Source organism: Pseudomonas sp. HMSC057H01 (genome assembly GCF_001836405.1).
GTDB classification, from domain to species: Bacteria; Pseudomonadota; Gammaproteobacteria; order Pseudomonadales; family Pseudomonadaceae; genus Pseudomonas; species Pseudomonas aeruginosa.
Map to the genome: position 1 here is coordinate 46616 of NZ_KV828512.1, position 21187 is coordinate 67802.

Sequence of the window (21187 nt, forward strand, 5' to 3'; positions counted from 1 at the left end):
GCCAGCTCGGCGAGATGATCGTCGAGGAGCCGGTTGCCGGCTCCTTCAGCCACTTCGCGCACAAGTACTGGGGCGGCTTCGCCGGCTTCCTCTCCGGCTGGAACTGTTGGGTGCTGTACATCCTGGTCGGGATGTCGGAACTGACCGCGGTCGGCAAGTACATCCACTACTGGTGGCCGGAGGTGCCGACCTGGGCCACGGCGGCGTTGTTCTTCGTCGTCGTCAACGCGATCAACCTGGCCAACGTCAAGGCCTTCGGCGAAGCCGAGTTCTGGTTCGCGATCATCAAGGTGGTGGCGATCATCGGCATGATCCTGCTCGGCTGCTACCTGCTGTTCAGCGGCAGCGGCGGTCCGCAGGCTTCGGTGAGCAACCTCTGGGCACACGGCGGTTTCTTCCCCAACGGAGTGAGCGGCCTGGTGATGGCCATGGCGATCATCATGTTCTCCTTCGGTGGCCTGGAAATGCTCGGCTTCACCGCGGCCGAGGCGGACAAGCCGAGGACGGTGATCCCGAAGGCGATCAACCAGGTGATCTATCGCATCCTGATCTTCTACATCGGCGCCCTGGTCGTGCTGCTTTCGCTGACGCCCTGGGACAGCCTGCTGCAGACCCTCAACGCTTCCGGCGATGCCTACAGCGGCAGCCCGTTCGTGCAGATCTTCTCGATGATCGGCAGCGGCACCGCCGCGCACCTGCTGAACTTCGTGGTGCTCACCGCCGCACTGTCGGTGTACAACAGCGGCACCTATTGCAACGGCCGCATGCTTCTCGGCCTGGCCGAGCAGGGCGATGCCCCGCGCGCGCTGGCCAGGGTCGACAAGCGCGGCGTACCGGTACGCGCCCTGGTGGTATCGGCGCTGGTGACCTTCCTCGCGGTGGTGGTGAACTATGTGATCCCGCACCAGGCGCTGGAGCTGCTGATGTCGCTGGTGGTGGCGGCGCTGGTGATCAACTGGGCGATGATCAGCATGGCGCACCTGAAGTTCCGCGCGCAGATGGACCGCCAGGGCACCCGCACGCACTTCCGCGCGTTCTGGTATCCGTACGGCAACTACCTGTGCATGGCCTTCGTGGTGTTCATCCTCGGCGTCATGTTGCTGATCCCCGGCATCCAGGTCTCGGTCTATGCCATCCCGGTCTGGCTGCTGGTGATGTGGGCCTGCTACCGACTCAAGGGAGCCCCGCGGCCGATGCCGGGCCTGCGGGTGAAGCCGGTCACCGAGTGATCGATGGGGCGCCGGCGCGCAGAGGAGAGGGGAGCGCTCCTTTGCGCGTCCCGGCGGCCCACAAGACTTTTTCTAGGGGCGCCTGTCGTTGACGCGGCAGGTGCCGAATTCCTACAGTGGCAGCGCCATTTTTTCTCGTTAGAGGGATTTCCATGAAAAAAGCGCTCTGGCTGCTTCTGGCTGCCGTTCCCGTGGTCCTGGTCGCCTGCGGCGGCAGCGACGACGACAAGCAGACCGCCCAGGTCGATTACCTGGCCCTGCCGGGGGATGCCAAGCTGGATACCCGCAGCGTCGACTACAAGTGCGAGAACGGTCGCAAGTTCACCGTGCAGTACCTGAACAAGGGCGACAACAGCCTCGCCGTGGTGCCGGTCAGCGACAACTCGACGCTGGTCTTCAGCAATGTGATTTCCGCCTCCGGCGCCAAGTACGCCGCCGGCCAGTACATCTGGTGGACCAAGGGCGAGGAAGCCACCCTCTACGGCGACTGGAAGGGCGGCGAGCCCACCGACGGGGTCGCCTGCAAGGAGCGTTGAGTTCGACCTGGCGCCTTAGTCGAAATGAAGGAACCCGGCCGCGGCCGGGTTTCTTTTGGCCTGCTTTTCCGCTCGGCAAAGGGGGTATGCTGGCAGCCCGTTGGTCCACCGTGCCGCCCCATGCTGATCATCTCCAATGCCGTCCACCTGCCCGACCATGAGATCGAGCTGAATGCCATTCGCGCCCAGGGCGCCGGCGGGCAGAACGTCAACAAGGTCTCCAGCGCGGTGCACCTGCGCTTCGACATCCAGGCCTCGTCGTTGCCGCCGTTCTACAAGGAGCGTCTGCTGGCACTGAACGACCAGCGCATCAGCGGCGACGGCGTGGTGGTGATCAAGGCCCAGCAGTACCGGACCCAGGAGCAGAACCGCGAGGATGCCCTGGAGCGCCTGGCGGAGTTGATCCGCAGCGTGGCCAAGGTGCAGAAGGCGCGGCGCCCGACCAAGCCTACGCGCGGCTCGCAGAAGCGCCGGCTGGACGGCAAGGCCAAGCGCGGCGCGGTGAAGGCCGGGCGCGGCAAGGTGGATTTCTGAGCCGGCCGGTCTTCGCGACGGATCAGCGTACGGCCTGGGCCACCGGCTGGCCGAGGCCGCGCTCGCGGTCGCGTTGCAGGCGATAGGCCTTGGCCGCGGCCGGGATCGCAGTGACCTGGCCGGTTTCCAGCCAGCGTCGCAGGCGGGTGGCGTCGGCGAAGTGGGTGTACTTGCCGAAGGCGTCCAGCACCACCAGATTGACCGGGCTGCGGTTGATCGTGGTGCGCATCACCAGGCAGTGACCTGCTTCGTTGGTGAAGCCGGTCTTGGTCAACTGGATGTTCCAGGTCTTGTTGTTGATCAGGTGGTTGGTATTGCGGAAGCCCAGGGTGTAGTTGGGGTGGCGGAAGGCCACGGTCTTCTCCGGAGTGGTGCTCCACTGGCTGAGCAGCGGGTATTGCCGGCTGGCCACCAGCAGGCGGGTGAGGTCGCGAGCGGTGGAGACGTTGTGCAGCGACAGCCCGGTCGGCTCGACGTAGCGGGTGTTCTTCATTCCGAGGGCGTGGGCCTTGGCGTTCATCGCCTTGACGAAGGCGTTCTTGCCGCCCGGATAGTTCTGCGCGAGGCTGGCGGCGGCGCGGTTCTCCGAGGACATCAGGGCGAGCAGGAGCATGTCCCGGCGGCTGATCTGGCTGCCGACCCGCACTCGGGAAAACACCCCGCGCATTTCGCTGGTCTCGCTGATGGCGATCGGCAGTACCTCGTCCAGCGGCAGTTTCGAGTCGAGCACGACCATGGCGGTCATCAGCTTGGTGATCGAGGCGATCGGCACCACCAGGTCGGGGTTGCGCGAGTAGAGCACCTTGCCGGTGTTCTGGTCGGTAACCAGCGCGCTGCCCGACGCCAGCTCCTGTTGCAGCGGCAGCCCGGCCTTGGGCGGCGGGGAGGCGGATACCGCGGTGGCAACGCTGAGGGACAGGAACAGGGTGACCAGTGACAGGAGACGGTTTCTCACGTGCGTTGCTCACTAAGACGAGAAAGTGGGGGCCGTGGGGCGCAGTGTGAACTGGTGCCCATAATTGAGCATTTTATGCTCTTTTGTAGGAAAAGCACGTAGGGCTTTGAAAGTGCTGACTTATGGTTGGCACGGTTCGGAGAGGTTCGGCGGATAACGCCTGTGGCGGTATTCGCCCTACGCCCACAAGGTCGTGGTGCGGTAGGGCGAATAACCGCAACGCGGTTATCCGCCGCCTCGGCGGGAGTGCGCGGCATTCGCTGGGGCGAAAAAAAGCCGGCCATCACAGCCGGCTCAGGGTAACCGTGAGGGTTCAGTCCGCGCAGACCTGGGCGATGGCTTGCGCCAGGCGGTCGAGGCGGCGCGCGTCGAGACCGGCGACGTTGGCCCGGCCGCTGGAGACCAGGTAAACGGCGTGCTCGTCGCGCAGCCGAGCGACCTGCTGCGGGCTCAGTCCGGTATAGGAAAACATCCCGCGTTGCGCGCCGACATGGGCGAAGCGCTCGGCCAGGCCGTGCGGCGCCAGGGCTTCGACCAGGCCGATGCGCAGGCTGGCGATGCGCGAGCGCATGCCTTCGACCTCTTCCTGCCAGAGTCCCTTCAACTCGCTGTCGCCGAGGATCGCCGCGACCACCTCGGCGCCATGCGCCGGCGGGGTCGACCAGAGGTTGCGGGCGAGGAAGGCCAGTTGGCTACGCACGTCGGTGAGCTTCTCGGCGTTCTGCGCGCAGACGATCAGCGCGCCGACGCGGTCGCGGTACAGGCCGAAGTTCTTCGAGCAGGAACTGGTGACCAGCACCTCCGGCAGTTCGCCGGCGAACAGGCGTACCGCCCAGGCGTCTTCCTCGAGACCGTCGCCGAAGCCCTGGTAGGCGAAGTCGATCAGCGGCAGCAGCTCGCGACGACGCACCACGTCGAGCACCCTGCGCCAGTCGTCGTGGCTCAGGTCGAAACCGGTCGGGTTGTGGCAGCAGGCATGCAGCAGCACCACGTCTCCCTGGGGAATGCGCTCCAGGCCAGCAAGCATCGCCTCGACATCCAGGCGGTTGTCGGCGCTGACGTAGGGGTAGTGGGAAACCTTCAGGCCGGCGGCGGCGAACAGCGTCTCGTGGATCGGCCAGGTCGGGTCGCTCAGCCAGATGCCGCGGCCGGGCAGGCAATGGGCGATGAAGTCGCCGGCCAGGCGCAAGGCGCCGGTGCCGCCGGGCGTCTGGGTGGCGTCGGCGCGTTGCTCCAGCAACAGCGGCGAGGCGGCGCCGAGCGCCAGTTCCGCCAGGCGCGCGGCGAACAGCGCATCGCCGTGGCCGCCGACGTAGCTCTTGGTGGTTTCCTGCTCGACCAGGCGCTGCTCGGCGAGTTTCACCGAGCGCAGGATCGGGGTCAGGCCCTGGGCATCCTTGTAGACACCGACGCCGAGGTCCAGCTTGTCCGCGCGCGGATCGTTGCGGTAGGCGTCGAGCAGGCCCAGGATCGGGTCGCCCGGTACGCGGGCGACCTTGGCGAAATGACTCATTTGCGCCCCTCGGCGGTTTTCGCTACCTCGTCGGTGCGCGCCGCCATGATGAAGTCGTTGCGGTGCAGGCCCTTGATCGAGTGGCTCCACCAGGTCACGGTGACTTTGCCCCACTCGGTCAGCAGGCCCGGATGGTGGCCTTCGGCCTCGGATATCTCGCCGACGGCATTGGTAAAGGCCAGGGCGTGCTTGAAGTTCTTGAACAGGTAGACCTTCTCCAGTTGCATGATGCCGTCGCGGACTTCGATGTTCCAATCCGGAATCTGCCGCAGCAGCACGGGCAGTTCTTCGTCGCTGACGTGCGGGGCGTCGGCGCGGCAGGCTTCGCAATGGGCTTGGGTGAGTGCGGTCATGGTGGGAGTCCTTGGTTGTCGCATGTGGGAGCGGCGGACGGGCCGGACCCGTCCACCATAGTACAAGGCCGCCGCGGGGTCAGCCGCGGTGGCGGCGATTCTCGTCAGGCCGCCTGCTTGGGCGGGAACAGCGGCGCGTGCAGGCCCAGGCGCATGGCCTCGTGGACCAGTGCCATGATGTCTTCCTGGGCCAGTTGGAACAGGCGCTTGAGGTCGGGCAGGACGAAATAGAGCGGTTGCAGGATGTCGATGCGGTAGGGCGTGCGCATCGCCTCCAGCGGATTGAAGGCCTGGTGCAGCGGCTCGTCGGAGAGGCAGTAGACGGTCTCCTTCGGCGAGGAGAGGATGCCGCCGCCGTAGATGCGCTTGCCCTGGTCGGTCTCGACCAGGCCGAACTCGATGGTCATCCAGTACAGGCGGGCGAGGAACACGCGTTCCTCCTTGCTCGCCTTGAGGCCGAGCTTGCCGTAGGTATGGGTGAACTCGGCGAACCAGGGGTTGGTCAGCAGTGGGCAGTGGCCGAAGATCTCGTGGAAGATGTCCGGCTCCTGCAGGTAGTCCAGTTCTTCCGGGGTGCGGATAAAGGTGGCGACGGGGAATTGCTGGCTGGCCAGCAGTTCGAAGAAGGTCTGGAACGGAATCAGCGCCGGAACCCGCGCCACGCGCCAGCCGGTGGTGGCCTGGAGAACCCTGTTGATCTCGTCGAGCTGGGGGATCCGCTCGTGGGGCAGGCCGAGCTGTTCGATGCCGTCGAGGTATTCCTGACAGGCGCGGCCTTCGATCACCTTCAGTTGCCGGGTGATCAGGGTATTCCAGACCTGGTGCTCGGTTTCCGGATAGTGGATGAAACCGTTGTCGTCGGGCTGGCGGGCCACGTACTGCGTCGTTTTCATACGGACTCCATGAGCGGCTTGTGGCCGCGGGGTCTTTGTTGTTGTCGTTGCCTTATCGATACCGCGTCGGGACGGTCCGTGCAGCCCCGGATAGGGACCGGGCAACGGGGAGGAATCGGCGTTTTCGTAAAGTTTTCCTTACGAATTGGCCTGGGTCGCCTGTTCATTGGGCCAGGCATTGTTGCTGGTGAGTCTAGCTGTCACATATTCTTGACGGAAATTTCCGGCCGGGAGTTAAAAAAACCGGCCGCGAGCCCATCAGAACGACAACACCGGGCCACGCCATGCGTATCAAAGTGCACTGCCAGAACCGTGTAGGCATCCTCCGCGACATCCTCAACCTGCTGGTCGACTACGGCATCAACGTCAATCGCGGCGAAGTCGGCGGCGACCAGGGCAACGCCATCTACCTGCTCTGTCCGAACATGATCAACCTCCAGTTGCAGTCGCTGCGGCCCAAGCTGGAGGCGGTGCCGGGGGTCTTCGGGGTCAAGCGCGTCGGCCTGATGCCCAGCGAGCGCCGGCACCTGGAACTCAACGCGCTGCTCGCCGCCCTGGACTTCCCGGTGCTCTCGGTGGACATGGGCGGGCAGATCGTCGCCGCCAACCGTGCCGCCGCGCAATTGCTCGGCGTGCGCGTCGACGAGGTGCCGGGGATTCCGCTGTCGCGCTATGTCGAGGACCTCGACCTGCCCGAACTGGTGCGCGCCAACAAGGCGCGGATCAACGGGCTGCGGGTGAAGGTGAAGGGCGACGTGTTCCTCGCCGACATCGCGCCGCTGCAATCCGAGCACGACGAGAGCGAGGCGCTGGCTGGAGCGGTGCTGACCCTGCATCGCGCGGATCGCGTCGGCGAGCGCATCTACCATGTGCGCAAGCAGGAGCTGCGTGGCTTCGACAGTATCTTCCAGAGTTCGCGGGTAATGGCCGCGGTGGTCCGCGAGGCGCGGCGCATGGCGCCGCTGGACGCGCCGCTGCTGATCGAGGGCGAGACCGGCACCGGCAAGGAGCTGCTGGCGCGCGCCTGCCACCTGGCCAGCCCGCGCGGGCAGTCGCCGTTCATGGCGTTGAACTGCGCCGGCCTGCCGGAATCCATGGCCGAGACCGAGCTGTTCGGCTATGGTCCGGGAGCCTTCGAGGGCGCCCGTCCGGAAGGCAAGCTCGGCCTGCTGGAGCTTACCGCCGGCGGTACGCTGTTCCTCGACGGCGTCGGCGAGATGAGCCCGCGCCTGCAGGCCAAGCTGTTGCGCTTCCTGCAGGACGGCTGTTTCCGCCGGGTCGGCAGCGACGAGGAGGTGTACCTGGACGTGCGGGTGATCTGCGCCACCCAGGTAGACCTGTCCGAACTCTGCGCCAAGGGCGAATTCCGCCAGGACCTCTATCACCGTCTCAATGTGCTCTCGCTGCACATCCCGCCGCTGCGCGAGTGCCTGGATGGCTTGGCGCCGCTCGCCGAGCATTTCCTCGACCAGGCCAGCCGGCAGATCGGCTGCGGCCTGCCGAAGCTTTCCGCGCAGGCGCTGGAACGTCTCGAACGCTACCACTGGCCGGGCAACGTGCGGCAATTGGAAAACGTGCTGTTCCAGGCGGTTTCGCTGTGCGAAGGGGGAACGGTCAAGGCCGAGCACATCCGCCTGCCGGACTACGGCGCACCGCAGCCGCTGGGGGATTTTTCCCTGGAAGGAGACCTCGACGCCATCGTCGGGCGCTTCGAGAAGGCGGTGCTGGAGCGCCTGTTCCGCGAGCATCCGAGCAGCCGCCAGTTGGGCAAGCGCCTCGGCGTTTCGCATACCACGGCGGCGAACAAGCTGCGCCAGCATGGCGTGGGGCAAGGCGAGGGCTGAGCGGCATGCTTGCCGGTTTGTTGCAGGCTGGGAAAGAAACGGCGGAGGCGTCGGCCCCTGTGGAAGGGCGGCAGCGCGGTGAGGCGCGGGGAAGACGGCCAGGATGTTCGCCGAGGGGCGGGATTTTCGCCGCCGAGTACACAATGATCGCGCCGGATGGGCGAGCTGCCCCTCGTGGCGCGATCCTTCGGAGGTCGACCCGGAGGTCGAGGAGAGTTTAGCCGCCAGTGCAGCCGTTGCCCCAGACCTGATATTCGACGGTATGTTTCTGCCCGTTCGAATCTTCGTAGGTCATGCGTGCGGGAACGATGCCGCAGGCATTGGAAGTGTCGGTTGAAGATATAACGCGAGCCACATCCAGTTGCATGCCATAGGCATATTCTTCAACAGCGTTTTCCTGCTGGCTGGCAGGTTGATCCTGGGCGCCAGCCGCCATCACCAGCGGCGAGCAGGCGAACAGGGCCATCAGGGCGAAAGCCTTCATTACTATTTACCTGAGTAGTTTCTGAGTGGGTACGATCTGCCGTCGGAAGACAGGCGGACAGGTCACCGGTGCAACTCGATAAACAAGGCTGGGTAAGTAAGTCTGCAATCAAGTTGCGGAGTCGAAGTTCAACGGGAATTAACTTCGGCTGTTGAGTTTATTTTAAGTTGGGATAGGCTGCGACATATAGACTCAGTCAAGACAAGAACCTTGTACGGATCGGTAACAATATCCCTGTGGCCTTCTGCGCCGCGGCTTTTCGACCGGCTCACGGGTTTCTTTCCTGGCCCAGGGGCGATTGCGGGTCGAGCAGGGCGCTGCGAATGAAGTGCAGGTAGCTGAGCACCCGTCGCAGCGGCGAGGTATCGAACTGCGGTGCGCGCGGCTCCGGCGCCGCCCGTACCGCCATGATCGCCTGGTTCACCGCGTGCAGGGCGCGCTGACGGTTGCTCGGCCCGGGTTGCAGGAACAGCCGGATCAGCGCCCGGCCCATCAGGCGGATCGCCCGGCGCCAGGCGGTGCGTTCGGCGTAGCAGGGCTCCTGGGGCAGGCGTTGCTGTTCGAGGCGCAGCTCGATGATCGCCTGGCCGACCTCCAGCACCAGGAACATCCAGCCCAGCAACCGGCGCTGCACGTCCGGGCGGCCGGCGGAGAAGGTGTAGGCCTGGTTCAGCAGGTCGCGGGTGCCGCTTTCGAAACCGGAGACCAGGCCCTTGCTCTTGCCGCTGATGGCGAACACTACCCGCTCGCGCAGGTCGTGCTCCAGGCGCTTCCACATCCACGGCCGGTTCGGCGGCAGGATCACCCTGGCGGCGACCGTGGCGAGGACCATCGACAAGAGTAGTGCCAGGTATTCGTTGAAGAAGGCCAGGGCGTCGTAGCGCGCCATGTTGGCCGGCAGCGAGGCGAAGCAGAACCACACCAGCAGGCCGACGCCGTAGCCGTTCCACTGCGGCCGCCAGAGCAGCAGGGCGCCGACCGCGAAGACCGGCAGCAGGCAGCAGAGCAGCATCGGGAAACCGTCCACGTGGGGTAGCAGGTAGAGCAGCACGAACAGCCCGGTGCAGGCCCCGGCGAGGGTCCCGAGGGTGAGTTGCAGCGACAACCGGCCGGGATTCGGCGAGGTCGAGGAGAGCGCCGAGATCAGTACCGCGGTGAGGGCGAAGGTGCCGCCGTGGGGCCAGGAGGTCTGGATCCAGAACGTGCCGAGCAGGCCGATCATCAGCGCGCTGCGCGCTCCGGCGACCAGCGCGGCGACCGGGTTGGCGCGGGCGACGAAGCTTTCCTTCCATTGCTCGCGGGCATGGTGGTGTTCGGCCAGGGAAGCGTGGGTCAGGGCGTAGTTGTGCAGGTCGTCGGTGAAACGGAAGGCCAGTTCGGCGGCGGTGTTGAAATCCAGCAGGTCGTTCTCGCCGGGGCGCTGCTCCACCAGGCGCTGGCGGGCCTGGCGGATGTTCTGCATCAGTTCCGGCTTGTAGGCCTCGATGCGTTCGGCCAGGCGCGCGGCGTCGGCGTCGGTGGGCGTCCGTTCGCGAATCGGCGCGAGCAGCCCGGCAAGCTCCGCCAGGCAGGGCGCCAGGACCTCCAGGACATTCTGCGCGCCGCGCCCGCGCAGGCGTTCGAGCAGGCGGTGGAGGCCGTGGAAGCGACTGGTCATGACCATGAATTCGTTGTTCAGGCGAATCAGCCGGCCGCTGCGCAGGCGCATGTGCGGATCTTCGAAAGTAGTGGCGCTGCGCAGGTTTTCCAGGCCCACGGACTGGGCGACGAAGCGCGCGCTGAGCTCGCCGAAGCGCTCGCCGTCGAGGCTGCCCTGCAGGCCTTCGGCGGCGAACCCGGCGAAGTCGCGGAAGCGCCCGTAGAGTGTGTTGCGCAGGGCGGCGCCGCTGGTCTGCGGCAGGAAGATGGCGCTGACGGTACCGGTGCAGAGGATGCCCAGGGATATTTCCAGGACCCGCCACAGCGCCGCCATGAAGGCGCCTTCCGGGTGCGCAGTGGCTGGAATCCCGATCATGGTCGCGGTGTAGCCGGCGAGTACGCAGGCGTAGCCGCGGAAATCGCGGTAGCGCGCGGCGCCGGCGGTGCACAGGCCGACCCAGAGCGCCAGGCAGGCGAGGAACAGCACACGCTCCTGGGCGAACAGGGCGATCAGAGTGACCATCACGCTGAGGCCGATCAGGGTTCCGACGATGCGGTAGAAGCTCTTGGCCAGGACCTGCCCGCTCTGCGTCTGCATGACGATGAAGACCGTCACCAGCACCGTGCTTGGCTGCGGCAGCTCCAGGCGATAGGCCAGCCACAGGGCGAGGCTGGCGGTGAGCAGGGCCTTGAACACGAAGACCCAGGCGACGCCGTCGCTACGCGCCCATTCGAGCAGGGCGCGGCGCAATTCGTCGGGGCTGGGAAAGAACGCGAGGGGAGCCGGTGGAACCAAGGGGAGACCTTTCCGGGTGGCGCGGGGCACTGCTGCGAATCCTGAACGACGGCGAGGGGAGGCCGAAACGGCTGGGAATTCTAGGAGCGCCCGCGCTTGCGGATAAGAGCTCGGATAGGTGAAAAATTTTTGTCACAAAAGGCAATAATAGGTGGGTTGACTCGTGACAGAATCTGCGCCGCCTTGGGGTGTCCTCCGGGTTGCGTGGAAAAGAGACGCGCCATAAGCGTCAGAGCCTAGAGGGCCGTGATGGATATCCTGTTCAATATGCGCGCGTTCGTCAGCGTCGCGGAGACCGGCAGTTTCACTGCCGCCGCCCAGCGCCTGGACCTGACGACCGCCTATGTCTCCCGTGCGGTGGCCAAGCTGGAGGCCCACCTGCAGACCCGCCTGCTGCATCGCACCACCCGGCGCATCGCCCTGACCGAAGCCGGGCAGCGCTACCTGATGCGCGCCCAGCAGATACTCGCCTACATCGAGGAGGCCGAGGCCGAGGCGGGCGACGCCCATGCGCGGCCGTCGGGCACGCTGAAGGTCCACGCGATGACCGGCATCGGCCAGCACTACCTGATCAAGGCCATCTCGCAATACTGCGAGACCTACCCGGAGGTTGGCTTCGACCTGACCCTGGCCAACCGGATCACCGACATTCTCGACGAGGGCTACGACATTTCCGTGGTGATCGCCCCCGAACTGCCGGACTCCGGTTTCGTCTCCAAGTGCATCGGCCAGACCTACAGCATCCTCTGCGCCTCGCCGGGCTACATTGCCGCGCACGGCTTCCCCAGGCTGCCGGCGGAGCTGTCCGCGCACCGTTGCCTGCGCCTGGTGAACTCGGTGATGTCGCTGGACCGCTGGCTGTTCGACGGGCCCGACGGCCAGGAACTGGCCTGCATCAACCAGACGCATTTCCAGGTCAACACCGCCGACGCCATGACCGAGGCGGTGGTCTCCGGCATGGGTATCGGCGCGCTGCCGGTGTACGCGGCGGTCAACGGCCTGAAGGACGGCAGCCTGGTGCGGGTGTTGCCGCGCTATAGCCTGTTCCATCTCAACGTCTACGCCCTCTACCCCTCGCGGCAGTACCTGGATGCAAAGATCCGCACCTGGGTCGAGTTCCTCCGCGAGCACATGCCGGCGATGCTCGCCGCGGACGAGCGCAGCCTGGCGGAGAGCGGTGGGTTGGCGAACTGAGCGGGAGTGGTGGGCGGCGTCCTTCGCGACGATCGCGCCCCGGCTTGTCGGGAGTCGTAGGGCGGATAACCGCCTGGCGCTTATCCGCCGATTCTCCGGAGCCCCGCGGATAACGCCAGGGGCGTTATCCGCCCTACAGGCTGTCTCCCACCCTCTGCAACTCCTCGATCAACGCCCGCAGGCAACTCGGCAGTGCTTCCAGGTCGCGTACCAGCAGGCTGCGCTCGCGGATCGCCCAGGGCTCGTCGAGTTCGATGGTCGCCAGTTTCATCGTCCGGCTGTGGCGGCGCGCGGCGGACTGCGGGATCACGCCGATACCGACGCCGCCCTCGATCATCCGGCAGATCGCCTCGAAGCTGGAGACCTGGATGCGCAGCGATAGCTGCTCGCCCATCTGCTCCACCCGTTCGTACAGGAAGGCGTGCAGGGTGGTGCCCTCGGGCAGGCCGATATGCTGGAACTGCAGGGTGTCGCGCAGGCGTACCCTGGCCTGTCCGGCCAGCGGATGGCCTTGGGGCACCGCCATCACCAGGCGGTCGGTGCTGAAATGCAGGACCTGCAGGCCACTGGCCGCCACCGGCCCGGCGATGATGCCGAGGTCGGTGGAGCCGTCCAGCACGCCGCGGACAATGTCGCGGCTGAGGCGTTCCTGCAGGTCGACGGTGACCCCGGGACGAGCGGCAAGGAAGCCGGCGAGGATTTCCGGGAGGAATTCGGTGACCGCGGTGGTATTGGCGAAGATGCGGATATGCCCGGCGGCGTCGCTGCCGTACTCGGTGAACTCGCTCTTCAGGTATTCCACCTGGCGCATGATCAGCCGCGCGTGCTGTAGCAGGCGCTGGCCCGCCGGGGTCAGTTCGACGCCGCGGCTGTCGCGGTACAGCAGGCGGCTGCCGAGCTGGCCTTCGAGCGCCTTGACCCGTGCGCTGGCGGCGGCCGGGGAAAGGAAGGCGCGGCGCGCGCCCTGAGTCAGGCTGGGCGACTCGGCGATATGGATGAACAGGCGCAGGTCGGCGAGATCGAAATGCATGGGCACTCCATGGCGTTCGGCAAATCCGAACGCGCCATTGCGTAATTGCAAATTCTCAAAACGCTAGCATCCTATCATTCTCCTCCCATCACCCCCTAGGTCATGGGAAGCCACGCATGAGTGAGTCCGCTTTCGCCCCCTGGATCGGTCGCCAGGAAGAAACCCACGATCAATTGAGCCGCAACCTGGTCAAGCGCATCGCCGCCACCTTCGGCGAGCTGACCCCGGCCCACGGCGAAGCGCTGCCGCCGCTCTGGCACTGGGCGTTCTTCCAGGACCCGGTGGAGGCCGCCGGCCTCGGCGTCGACGGCCACCCGGCGCGCGGCGGTTTCCTGCCGCCGGCGGACGATCGCAACCGCATGTGGGCCGGCGGGCGCCTGGAGTTCCACCAGCCGCTGCGGGTCGGCGGCGAGGCCAGCCGCACCTCGACCATCCTCCGGGTCGAGGAGAAGCACGGTCGCAGCGGCGCGCTGCTGTTCGTCACCCTGCGCCACGACTACCGCCAGGACGGCCAACTGGCGCTGAGCGAAGAGCACGACATCGTCTACCGCGAACCGACCCCGCCCAAGCTCGGCGGTACCGAGGCCTTGCCCGAGGGCGACTGGCGCGAGGCGCTGGAGCCCGATCCGGTGTTGCTGTTCCGCTACTCGGCGGTGACTTTCAACGGCCACCGCATTCACTACGACTGGCCCTATGTCACCGACGCCGAAGGCTATCCGGGCCTGGTGGTGCACGGTCCGCTGATCGCCACCCTGGCCCTGCGCGCGTTCTGCCGGGCCAATCCGCAGGCGCGCCTGCGTCGCTTCGCCTATCGCGGCCTGCGCCCGCTGATCTGTCCCGAGCCGTTCGAGGTCGGCGGCCGCCTGCTCGCTGCCGGCAAGGCCGAGGTATGGGTCGGCAATGGCGCCGGCCTGGCCCAGCGTGGCGACGTGGAATTCGACTGAAAGGGCCCCAGCGCCCATCCAACGACAAGAATCGAGGAGTCACCGATGAATCCGAACAGCGAAGAGCTGAACGCGATCCGCGAGGGCGTACGTGCCCTCTGCGCCGAATTCGACGCCGCCTACTGGCGCCGCATCGACGAGCAGCGCGGTTTTCCCGAGGCCTTCGTCAAGGCCCTGACCGACGCCGGCTGGCTCTCGGCAATGATCCCGGAGGAGTACGGCGGTTCCGGCCTGGGCCTGGCCGAGGCCTCGGTGATCCTGGAGGAAGTCAACCGCTGCGGCGGCAACTCCGGCACCGTGCACGGGCAGATGTACAACATGTTCACGCTGCTGCGTAACGGCAGCGAGGCGCAGAAGCGCTTCTACCTGCCGAAGCTGGCCAGCGGCGAGCTGCGCCTGCAGTCGATGGGGGTGACCGAGCCGACCACCGGCACCGATACCACCAAGATCAAGACCACCGCCGTGCGCAAGGGCGACCGCTATGTGATCAACGGGCAGAAGGTGTGGATCTCGCGGATCCAGCACTCCGACCTGATGATCCTGCTGGCGCGCACCACGCCGCTGGCCGAGGTGAAGCGCAAGTCCGAAGGCATGTCGATCTTCCTCGTCGACCTGCGCGAGGCCATCGGCAAGGGCCTGACCGTGCAGCCGATCGCCAACATGGTCAACCACGAGACCAACGAGCTGTTCTTCGACAACCTGGAGATCCCCGCCGATAGCCTGATCGGTGAGGAAGGCAAGGGCTTCCGCTACATCCTCGACGGCCTCAATGCCGAGCGCACCCTGATCGCCGCCGAATGCATCGGCGACGGCCGCTGGTTCATCGACAAGGCCAGCCACTATGCCCGCGACCGCGTGGTCTTCGGCCGGCCGATAGGGCAGAACCAGGGCGTGCAGTTCCCCATCGCCGAGGCGCACATCGAAGTGGAGGCCGCCGACCTGATGCGCTGGCGCGCCTGCCAGGAGTACGACGCTGGGCTCAACGCCGGGGCCAGCGCGAACATGGCCAAGTACCTGGCGGCGAAAGCTTCCTGGGAGGCGGCCAACGCCTGCCTGCAGACCCACGGCGGCTTCGGCTTCGCCTGCGAGTACGACGTCGAGCGCAAGTTCCGCGAGACCCGCCTGTACCAGGTGGCGCCGATCTCCACCAACCTGATCCTGTCCTACGTGGCCGAGCACCTGCTCGAACTGCCGCGCTCGTTCTGAAGCGGGAGCCGCCCATGCAGATCGACCGTCTCGACCACCTGGTGCTCACCGTCCGCGACATCGACGCCAGCATCGATTTCTACACCCGCGTACTGGGTATGCGCGCCGTTACCTTCGGCGCGGGTCGCAAGGCCCTCGCCTTCGGTGCGCAGAAGATCAACCTGCACCAGGCCGGGGGCGAATTCGAACCCAAGGCCGAGCGACCTACGCCGGGGTCCGCCGACCTCTGTTTCATCGTCGCCACGCCACTCGAGGCGGTGGCCGAGCAACTGCGCCAGCAGGCCGTGGAAATCCTCGAGGGCCCGGTGCCGCGCACCGGCGCCGGCGGGCCGATCCTCTCGCTGTACCTGCGCGACCCCGACCTGAACCTGATCGAACTGAGCAACCTGCTGTAGGCCGCGTGCCTCGGGACAACTACAAGAGAGCGTTGGTCATGACCGACTACACCCAGCAACTCGCCGGCTTTCTCGCCGGCCTGCGCTACCAGGACCTGCCGCCGGCGGTGCTGGCGCGGATGGAAGAATTGTTCCTCGACTGGCTCGGCTCGGCGCTGGCCGGCAAGGGCCAGCATCCGATCCCATTGTTCGAGCGCTACGCCGAACGCATGGGCCCGGCCGACGGTAGCGCGCAGATCCTGCCCAGCCGGCGGCGCAGCTCGCCGTATTTCGCCGCCCTGGTGAACGGCGCGGCTTCCCACGTGGTGGAGCAGGACGACCTGCACAACAGCTCGGTGCTGCACCCCGCGGCAGTGGTCTTCCCTGCCGCCCTGGCCGCGGCCCAGGACCTCGGCCGCAGTGGCGCCGAGCTGATCCTCGCGGCGGTGGCCGGCTACGAGGCCGGCATCCGCATCGGCGAATTCCTCGGTCGTTCCCACTACCGGGTGTTCCATACCACTGCCACGGTCGGCACCCTCGCCGCGGCAGTGGCGGTGGGCAAGCTGATGGACTTCGACCGCGAGCGCTTCGTCGACCTGCTCGGCAGCGCCGGAACCCAGGCCGCCGGGCTCTGGGAGTTCCTCCGCGACGCCGCCGATTCCAAGCAGTTGCATACCGCCAAGGCCGCCGCCGACGGGCTGCTCGCCGCCTATCTCACCGCCGACGGCCTGAGCGGCGCGCGACACATCCTCGAAGGCGAGCAAGGGATGGCCGCCGGGATGTCCAGCGACGCCGACCCCGAGCGCCTGGTGGATCGCCTCGGCAGCCGCTGGGCGTTGCTGGAAACCTCGTTCAAGTTCCACGCCTCGTGCCGCCATACCCATCCCGCGGCCGACGCGCTGCTGGCGCTGATGCAGCGCGAAGGGCTCGATCACTCGCAGATCGCCGCGGTCACTGCGCGGGTCCACCAGGGCGCCATCGACGTGCTCGGCCGGGTGGTCGAGCCGCAGACCGTGCACCAGGCGAAGTTCTCCATGGGCACCGTGCTGGGCCTGATCGCCGTGTACGGCAAGGCCGGCCTCGGCGAGTTCCATCGGCATGCGCTGAGCGACCCACGGGTCGCTGCGTTCCGCGAGCGGGTCGAGATGCGCCTGGACCCGGAGGTCGACGCCGCCTATCCGCAGCGCTGGCTCGGGCGGGTCGAAGTACTGGATGGCGAAGGGCGGCGCCATACCGCCGCCATCGACGAACCCAAGGGCGATCCCGGCAATACCCTCAGCCGCGACGAGCTGGCCGACAAGTTCCGCCGCCTGCTGGCGTTTTCCGGCGCGGCCACCGGCGCCGAGGCGGAGATCCTTATCCAGCGGGCCTGGGGCCTGCGTCAGGCGCCTTCCGTAACGCCCCTGATCTGATCAACCGAACCAGCCGCACCTCGTCTTCGACGGACGAGGGCAGGGAGTCCGACCCATGACGCAATCCCACCAGCCGCGCCCGCTCGACGGCATCACCGTGGTCAGCCTGGAGCACGCCATCGCCGCGCCCTTCTGCACCCGCCAACTGGCCGATCTCGGCGCGCGGGTGATCAAGATCGAACGCCCCGGCGTCGGCGATTTCGCCCGCGGTTACGACGAGCGGGTCAACGGCCTGTCGTCGCACTTCGTCTGGACCAATCGTTCCAAGCAGAGCCTCAGCCTCGATCTCAAGCAGGCCGAGGCGCTGCCGTTGCTGGAGAAGCTGCTGGCCGGCGCCGACGTGCTGGTGCAGAACCTCGCGCCGGGCGCCGCCGCGCGCCTGGGCCTGTCCTACGAGGCGTTGCGCGAGCGCTTCCCGCGACTGATCGTCTGCGATATCTCCGGCTACGGCGAAGGCGGTCCCTACGAGAAGAAGAAGGCCTACGACCTGCTGATCCAGAGCGAGGGCGGCTTCCTTTCGGTGACCGGCGGCGCCGGGCCGAACGAGATGGCCAAGGCCGGCTGTTCGATCGCCGATATCGCCGCCGGCATGTACGCCTACAGCAGCATCCTCTCGGCCCTGCTGCTGCGCGAGCGCACTGGCGAGGGCAGCCGCATCGACGTGTCGATGCTGGAGAGCCTGGTGGAGTGGATGGGCTACCCGATGTACTACGCCTACCAGGACGCGCCGCCACCGCCGCGCGCCGGCGCTTCGCACTCGACCATCTACCCCTATGGGCCATTCCTCGCCGGCGACGGCGGCACGGTGATGCTCGGCCTGCAGAACGAGCGCGAGTGGCGGGCCTTCTGCGACAAGGTCCTGCGCCGCCCGGAGCTGGCCGACGACGAACGCTTCTCGGCGAACTTCAAGCGCTCGGCCAACCGCGAGGAGCTGCGTGCGCTGATCGTCGAAGCCTTCGCCGCCTTGCCGGCCGCCGAGGTGGTGGCGCGCCTGGAACAGGCGCAGATCGCCAACGCCCACGTCAACGACATGGCCGGGGTCTGGGCGCACCCGCAGTTGCAGGCGCGGCAACGCTGGACCTCCATCGACAGCCCGGCCGGGCGCCTGCCGGCGTTGTTGCCGCCGGCCAGCAGCAGCGCCTTCGTTCCGCGCATGGATGCGGTGCCGGCGCTGGGCGGCGACAGCGACGCGCTGCTTGCCGAACTGGGCTGTACCGCGGCCGATATCCAGCGCCTGCGCGCGACCGGAACGGTATGAGGAGGCGGACATGAACCGACAAATCGTGCGCAGCGCGCTGTTCGTCCCGGCGACCCGCCCGGAGCGGATCCCCAAGGCCCTTGCCAGCGGCGCCGACCGGGTCATCGTCGACCTCGAGGATGCGGTGGAGGAGGGGCTGAAGGTCGAGGCGCGGGCCAATCTCCGGCGTTTCCTCGTCGATACGCCGGAAGCCCGGGTGCTGGTGCGGATCAACGCGGCGGAGCATCCCGGACATGCCGACGACCTGGCGCTGTGCCGCGACCACGCCGGAGTGATCGGCCTGCTCCTGCCGAAAGTGGAGAGCGCCGCCCAGGTGCGCCACGCCGCCGTGGCCAGCGGCAAGCCGGTCTGGCCCATCGTCGAGAGTGCCCGCGGCCTTGCCGCGCTGGGCGAGATCGCCGCCGCCGCGGGGGTCGAGCGGCTGTCCTTCGGCAGCCTCGACCTGGCCCTGGATCTCGATCTCAACAGCGGCAGCAACGCAGCCGAACAGATTCTCGGTCACGCCCGTTACGCGCTGCTCCTGCAATCGCGCCTGGCAGGCCTGGCGCCGCCGCTGGACGGCGTCTACCCGGCGATCCAGAACCGTGTCGGACTGGTCGAGGCAGTGCGCTTCGCTCGCGACATGGGCTTCGGCGGGTTGCTGTGCATCCATCCGAGCCAGGTCGAGCCGATCCACCAGACATTGATGCCGAGTCTCGCGGAACTGGAGTGGGCGCGTCGGGTGGCAGAGGCCGGCGCCTCCGGTGCCGGCGTCTTCGTGGTCGACGGCGAGATGGTCGACGCGCCGGTGCTGGGACGCGCGCGACGCCTGCTGGAGCGGGCCGGGGAGGGTGGCTGAACGCGTTCGACAGACGCGAACGCGGGCTTGAGCAATGGCGAATTCTCCGAACGTGCCGGCTGCGTCAGGCTCGTCGATACCTCGAAAGCACAACAACAATCTGAGGTCACGAAATGTTCAAGACGATGGTACGGGCGCTGTTGTGCGCCCTGGCGATCGGTGGCTCCTGCCTGGCGAATGCCGCGCAGCCTATCGTCATCAAGTTTTCCCACGTGGTCGCGGAAAACACGCCCAAGGGCCAGGGCGCGCTGCTGTTCAAGAAGCTCGTCGAACAGCGCCTGGGCGGCCGGGTCGAGGTGGACGTCTATCCCAACTCGTCGCTGTTCGGCGATGGCAAGGAAATGGAGGCGCTGCTGCTGGGCGACGTGCAGATGCTGGCGCCGTCCCTGGCCAAGTTCGAGCAGTACACGCGCAAGGTGCAGATCTTCGACCTGCCGTTCCTCTTCGACGACATCCAGGCGGTCGACCGCTTCCAGCGCAGCCCGCAGGGGCGCGCCCTGCTGACCAGCATGCAGGGCAAGGGCATCCTCGGCCTGGCCTACTGGCACAACGGGATGAAGCAGCTCTCCGCCAATCGCCCGTTGCTGGAGCCGGAAGACGCGCGCGGGCTGAAATTCCGCGTGCAGGCGTCCGACGTGCTCAACGAGCAGTTCCGCCAGCTCCGCGCGATCTCCCGGAAGATGTCCTTCGCCGAGGTCTACCAGGGCTTGCAGACCGGCGTGGTGAATGGCACCGAGAACACCTGGTCGAACTACGAGAGCCAGAAGGTCAACGAGGTGCAGAAGTATTTCACCGAGTCCAACCACGGCCTGGTGGACTACATGGTGATCACCAACGCGAAGTTCTGGAACGGCCTCCCGGCGGACATCCGCGAAGCGCTGCAGCGGATCATGGACGAGGTCACCGTGCAGGTGAACATCGAAGCCGAGCGCCTCAACCGCGACGCCCGCCAGCGCATCCTCGCCAGTGGCGTCAGCGAGATCCATACCCTGAGCCCGCAGCAGCGCGCCGACTGGCGCCAGGCGATGCAGCCGGTATGGCAGAAATTCCGCGGCAATGTCGGCGCTGACCTGCTCCAGGCCGCCGAAGCTTCCAACCGTCCCGATTGACCCGTCCGGCCCCGTCCGGCCGGGCGGGGCATTGTGGAGAACGCTGCGATGAATCGACTCGTGCGCGTCTGGAACCGCTTCGAGGAGGGCGCTATCGTCTTCCTGCTGGCGGCGATGACGCTGGTGACCTTCCTCTATGTGGTGATGACCAACGTCTTCACCCTGTTCTACGACCTCGGCGACCGCCTGCCGGCACTGCGGGCTCCGCTGTACTCGGTGGGCGACGCGATCCTCGGGGTAGCCCAGGACATGTCCTGGAGCAACGCGCTGACCAAGGCGCTGTTCGGCTGGCTGATCTTCCTCGGCATCGCCTACGGCGTACGCACCGCCGGCCACCTCGGGGTGGACGCCCTGGTGCGCCTGGCGCCGCGTCCCTTGCAGCGCCTGATCGGGATACTCGCCTGCCTCTGCTGCCTGGGCTATGCCGGGCTGTTCATGGTCGCCAGCTACGACTGGGTGAAGACCCTGTTGGTCGCCGGCATCGGCGCCGAGGACCTCGACCACTTCGGCATCCTCCAGGCCTACATCGCGGTGGTGGTGCCGGTCGGCTTCGGCCTGGTGCTGCTGCGCTACCTGGAAATCCTCGTCAACCTGTTGCGCGGTCGCCAGCTCGGGCTGGGCCTCGCCGACGAGGCCGCCGAGGCCTCCAAACTGGCCGGCGAAGAGGCCGGGGAGAACCGTCCATGACCGTGCTGATCCTGTTCCTGCTGCTGTTCCTGTTCATGTTCATCGGCGTGCCCATCGCCATCTCCCTGGGGCTGTCCGGCGCCCTGACGATCCTGCTGTTCAGCCCGGATTCGGTGCGCTCGCTGGCGATCAAGCTGTTCGAGACCTCCGAGGCCTACACCCTGCTGGCGATCCCGTTCTTCCTGCTCTCCGGCGCGTTCATGACCACCGGTGGCGTGGCGCGGCGCCTGATCGACTTCGCCAATGCCTGCGTCGGGCATATCCGCGGCGGCCTGGCGATCGCTGCGGTGCTCGCCTGCATGCTGTTCGCCGCGCTGTCCGGTTCGTCGCCGGCGACGGTGGCGGCGGTCGGCTCGATCG

General features: G+C 66.9%; 20 protein-coding genes and 1 pseudogene. 14 read left to right on the forward strand and 7 right to left on the reverse strand.

The annotated features are described in order from the left end of the window. The 3 genes from HMPREF2581_RS24870 to arfB form a co-directional block, all read left to right on the forward strand. Positions 1–1229: amino acid permease (locus tag HMPREF2581_RS24870; RefSeq protein WP_070621863.1), on the forward strand; the 1229-nt coding region annotated here is incomplete at its 5' end. A gap of 152 nt (positions 1230–1381) precedes the next feature. After that, positions 1382–1765, forward strand: coding sequence for a lysozyme inhibitor (locus tag HMPREF2581_RS24875; RefSeq protein ID WP_003085889.1), 384 nt, complete (start codon positions 1382–1384; stop codon positions 1763–1765). A 120-nt stretch (positions 1766–1885) separates the two neighbouring features. Next, on the forward strand, positions 1886–2299 hold the full coding sequence (gene arfB / locus HMPREF2581_RS24880) for an alternative ribosome rescue aminoacyl-tRNA hydrolase ArfB (protein ID WP_003105972.1): 414 nt from the start codon (positions 1886–1888) through the stop codon (positions 2297–2299). Between the two features lie 22 nt (positions 2300–2321). Here the strand turns inward: arfB and pbpG are convergent, their stop codons facing one another. From pbpG to phhA, 4 genes are all read right to left on the reverse strand, one after another. Continuing rightward, complete coding sequence (gene pbpG / locus HMPREF2581_RS24885; RefSeq protein ID WP_003114239.1) at positions 2322–3254, reverse strand: D-alanyl-D-alanine endopeptidase; 933 nt, start codon at positions 3252–3254, stop codon at positions 2322–2324. Between the two features lie 313 nt (positions 3255–3567). Further along, positions 3568–4767 carry an amino acid aminotransferase gene (locus HMPREF2581_RS24890; protein WP_003117127.1) on the reverse strand — a complete coding sequence of 400 codons (1200 nt, stop codon included), beginning with the start codon at positions 4765–4767 and terminating at the stop codon, positions 3568–3570. Further along, on the reverse strand, positions 4764–5120 hold the full coding sequence (locus HMPREF2581_RS24895; RefSeq protein ID WP_003085898.1) for a 4a-hydroxytetrahydrobiopterin dehydratase: 357 nt from the start codon (positions 5118–5120) through the stop codon (positions 4764–4766). The genes HMPREF2581_RS24890 and HMPREF2581_RS24895 overlap by 4 nt, the downstream gene beginning before the upstream one ends. A gap of 104 nt (positions 5121–5224) precedes the next feature. After that, positions 5225–6013, reverse strand: a complete 789-nt coding sequence (gene phhA, locus HMPREF2581_RS24900) for a phenylalanine 4-monooxygenase (protein WP_003140840.1) — start codon at positions 6011–6013, stop codon at positions 5225–5227. Between the two features lie 284 nt (positions 6014–6297). Here phhA and HMPREF2581_RS24905 point away from each other — a divergent pair, with 284 nt between their 5' ends. Further along, a complete protein-coding gene (locus HMPREF2581_RS24905; protein WP_003105980.1) occupies positions 6298–7857 on the forward strand; it encodes a sigma-54-dependent phenylalanine hydroxylase transcriptional regulator PhhR in 1560 nt (519 codons plus the stop codon). Positions 7858–8074: 217 nt separating this feature from the next. Here the strand turns inward: HMPREF2581_RS24905 and HMPREF2581_RS24910 are convergent, their stop codons facing one another. Together HMPREF2581_RS24910 and HMPREF2581_RS24915 are read right to left on the reverse strand one after the other, a co-directional pair. After that, the gene (locus HMPREF2581_RS24910) at positions 8075–8341 is read right to left on the reverse strand and encodes a DUF2790 domain-containing protein (RefSeq protein ID WP_003085904.1); all 267 of its coding nucleotides are present in this window, start codon (positions 8339–8341) and stop codon (positions 8075–8077) included. Positions 8342–8609: 268 nt separating this feature from the next. Further along, a complete protein-coding gene (locus HMPREF2581_RS24915; RefSeq protein ID WP_003140839.1) occupies positions 8610–10805 on the reverse strand; it encodes an FUSC family protein in 2196 nt (731 codons plus the stop codon). A gap of 219 nt (positions 10806–11024) precedes the next feature. Here HMPREF2581_RS24915 and HMPREF2581_RS24920 point away from each other — a divergent pair, with 219 nt between their 5' ends. Then, on the forward strand, positions 11025–11969 hold the full coding sequence (locus HMPREF2581_RS24920) for a LysR family transcriptional regulator (RefSeq protein WP_003140838.1): 945 nt from the start codon (positions 11025–11027) through the stop codon (positions 11967–11969). Positions 11970–12102: 133 nt separating this feature from the next. Here the strand turns inward: HMPREF2581_RS24920 and HMPREF2581_RS24925 are convergent, their stop codons facing one another. Next, complete coding sequence (locus tag HMPREF2581_RS24925; protein ID WP_003085908.1) at positions 12103–12999, reverse strand: LysR family transcriptional regulator; 897 nt, start codon at positions 12997–12999, stop codon at positions 12103–12105. A 116-nt stretch (positions 13000–13115) separates the two neighbouring features. Between HMPREF2581_RS24925 and HMPREF2581_RS24930 the strand changes: the two genes are divergently transcribed. The 9 genes and pseudogenes from HMPREF2581_RS24930 to dctM all read left to right on the forward strand — a co-directional run. Continuing rightward, on the forward strand, positions 13116–13943 hold the full coding sequence (locus tag HMPREF2581_RS24930) for an HTD2 family dehydratase (RefSeq protein WP_003140836.1): 828 nt from the start codon (positions 13116–13118) through the stop codon (positions 13941–13943). A 45-nt stretch (positions 13944–13988) separates the two neighbouring features. Next, positions 13989–15149, forward strand: a complete 1161-nt coding sequence (locus HMPREF2581_RS24935; protein ID WP_003085913.1) for an acyl-CoA dehydrogenase family protein — start codon at positions 13989–13991, stop codon at positions 15147–15149. Positions 15150–15163: 14 nt separating this feature from the next. Next, positions 15164–15544: a VOC family protein gene (locus tag HMPREF2581_RS24940; RefSeq protein ID WP_003140834.1), complete on the forward strand. Its 381-nt coding sequence runs from the start codon at positions 15164–15166 to the stop codon at positions 15542–15544. 38 nt (positions 15545–15582) lie between these two features. Next, positions 15583–16935, forward strand: a complete 1353-nt coding sequence (locus HMPREF2581_RS24945; RefSeq protein WP_003134275.1) for an MmgE/PrpD family protein — start codon at positions 15583–15585, stop codon at positions 16933–16935. Positions 16936–16990: 55 nt separating this feature from the next. Beyond that, positions 16991–18193, forward strand: a complete 1203-nt coding sequence (locus HMPREF2581_RS24950) for a CaiB/BaiF CoA transferase family protein (protein WP_003140833.1) — start codon at positions 16991–16993, stop codon at positions 18191–18193. A 10-nt stretch (positions 18194–18203) separates the two neighbouring features. Next, positions 18204–19031 carry an HpcH/HpaI aldolase/citrate lyase family protein gene (locus HMPREF2581_RS24955; RefSeq protein ID WP_003140831.1) on the forward strand — a complete coding sequence of 276 codons (828 nt, stop codon included), beginning with the start codon at positions 18204–18206 and terminating at the stop codon, positions 19029–19031. Positions 19032–19144: 113 nt separating this feature from the next. Further along, positions 19145–20140: a TRAP transporter substrate-binding protein gene (locus tag HMPREF2581_RS24960; RefSeq protein WP_003140829.1), complete on the forward strand. Its 996-nt coding sequence runs from the start codon at positions 19145–19147 to the stop codon at positions 20138–20140. Between the two features lie 48 nt (positions 20141–20188). Continuing rightward, a complete protein-coding gene (locus HMPREF2581_RS24965; protein ID WP_003140827.1) occupies positions 20189–20827 on the forward strand; it encodes a TRAP transporter small permease in 639 nt (212 codons plus the stop codon). Then, positions 20824–21187, forward strand: a pseudogene (dctM, locus tag HMPREF2581_RS24970) (C4-dicarboxylate TRAP transporter large permease protein DctM); the annotation flags it as partial. The gene HMPREF2581_RS24965 and the pseudogene dctM, both read left to right, overlap by 4 nt.

Excerpts from the sequence above, each read along its gene's own strand:
- HMPREF2581_RS24875 (WP_003085889.1), top strand. The coding sequence starts at position 1,382 with ATGAAAAAAGCGCTCTGGCTGCTTCTGGCTGCCGTTCCCGTGGTCCTG.
- arfB (WP_003105972.1), top strand. The coding sequence starts at position 1,886 with ATGCTGATCATCTCCAATGCCGTCCACCTGCCCGACCATGAGATCGAG.
- HMPREF2581_RS24890 (WP_003117127.1), bottom strand. The coding sequence starts at position 4,767 with ATGAGTCATTTCGCCAAGGTCGCCCGCGTACCGGGCGACCCGATCCTG.
- HMPREF2581_RS24895 (WP_003085898.1), bottom strand. The coding sequence starts at position 5,120 with ATGACCGCACTCACCCAAGCCCATTGCGAAGCCTGCCGCGCCGACGCC.
- phhA (WP_003140840.1), bottom strand. The coding sequence starts at position 6,013 with ATGAAAACGACGCAGTACGTGGCCCGCCAGCCCGACGACAACGGTTTC.
- HMPREF2581_RS24905 (WP_003105980.1), top strand. The coding sequence starts at position 6,298 with ATGCGTATCAAAGTGCACTGCCAGAACCGTGTAGGCATCCTCCGCGAC.
- HMPREF2581_RS24910 (WP_003085904.1), bottom strand. The coding sequence starts at position 8,341 with ATGAAGGCTTTCGCCCTGATGGCCCTGTTCGCCTGCTCGCCGCTGGTG.
- HMPREF2581_RS24920 (WP_003140838.1), top strand. The coding sequence starts at position 11,025 with ATGGATATCCTGTTCAATATGCGCGCGTTCGTCAGCGTCGCGGAGACC.
- HMPREF2581_RS24925 (WP_003085908.1), bottom strand. The coding sequence starts at position 12,999 with ATGCATTTCGATCTCGCCGACCTGCGCCTGTTCATCCATATCGCCGAG.
- HMPREF2581_RS24930 (WP_003140836.1), top strand. The coding sequence starts at position 13,116 with ATGAGTGAGTCCGCTTTCGCCCCCTGGATCGGTCGCCAGGAAGAAACC.
- HMPREF2581_RS24935 (WP_003085913.1), top strand. The coding sequence starts at position 13,989 with ATGAATCCGAACAGCGAAGAGCTGAACGCGATCCGCGAGGGCGTACGT.
- HMPREF2581_RS24940 (WP_003140834.1), top strand. The coding sequence starts at position 15,164 with ATGCAGATCGACCGTCTCGACCACCTGGTGCTCACCGTCCGCGACATC.
- HMPREF2581_RS24945 (WP_003134275.1), top strand. The coding sequence starts at position 15,583 with ATGACCGACTACACCCAGCAACTCGCCGGCTTTCTCGCCGGCCTGCGC.
- HMPREF2581_RS24950 (WP_003140833.1), top strand. The coding sequence starts at position 16,991 with ATGACGCAATCCCACCAGCCGCGCCCGCTCGACGGCATCACCGTGGTC.
- HMPREF2581_RS24955 (WP_003140831.1), top strand. The coding sequence starts at position 18,204 with ATGAACCGACAAATCGTGCGCAGCGCGCTGTTCGTCCCGGCGACCCGC.
- HMPREF2581_RS24960 (WP_003140829.1), top strand. The coding sequence starts at position 19,145 with ATGTTCAAGACGATGGTACGGGCGCTGTTGTGCGCCCTGGCGATCGGT.
- HMPREF2581_RS24965 (WP_003140827.1), top strand. The coding sequence starts at position 20,189 with ATGAATCGACTCGTGCGCGTCTGGAACCGCTTCGAGGAGGGCGCTATC.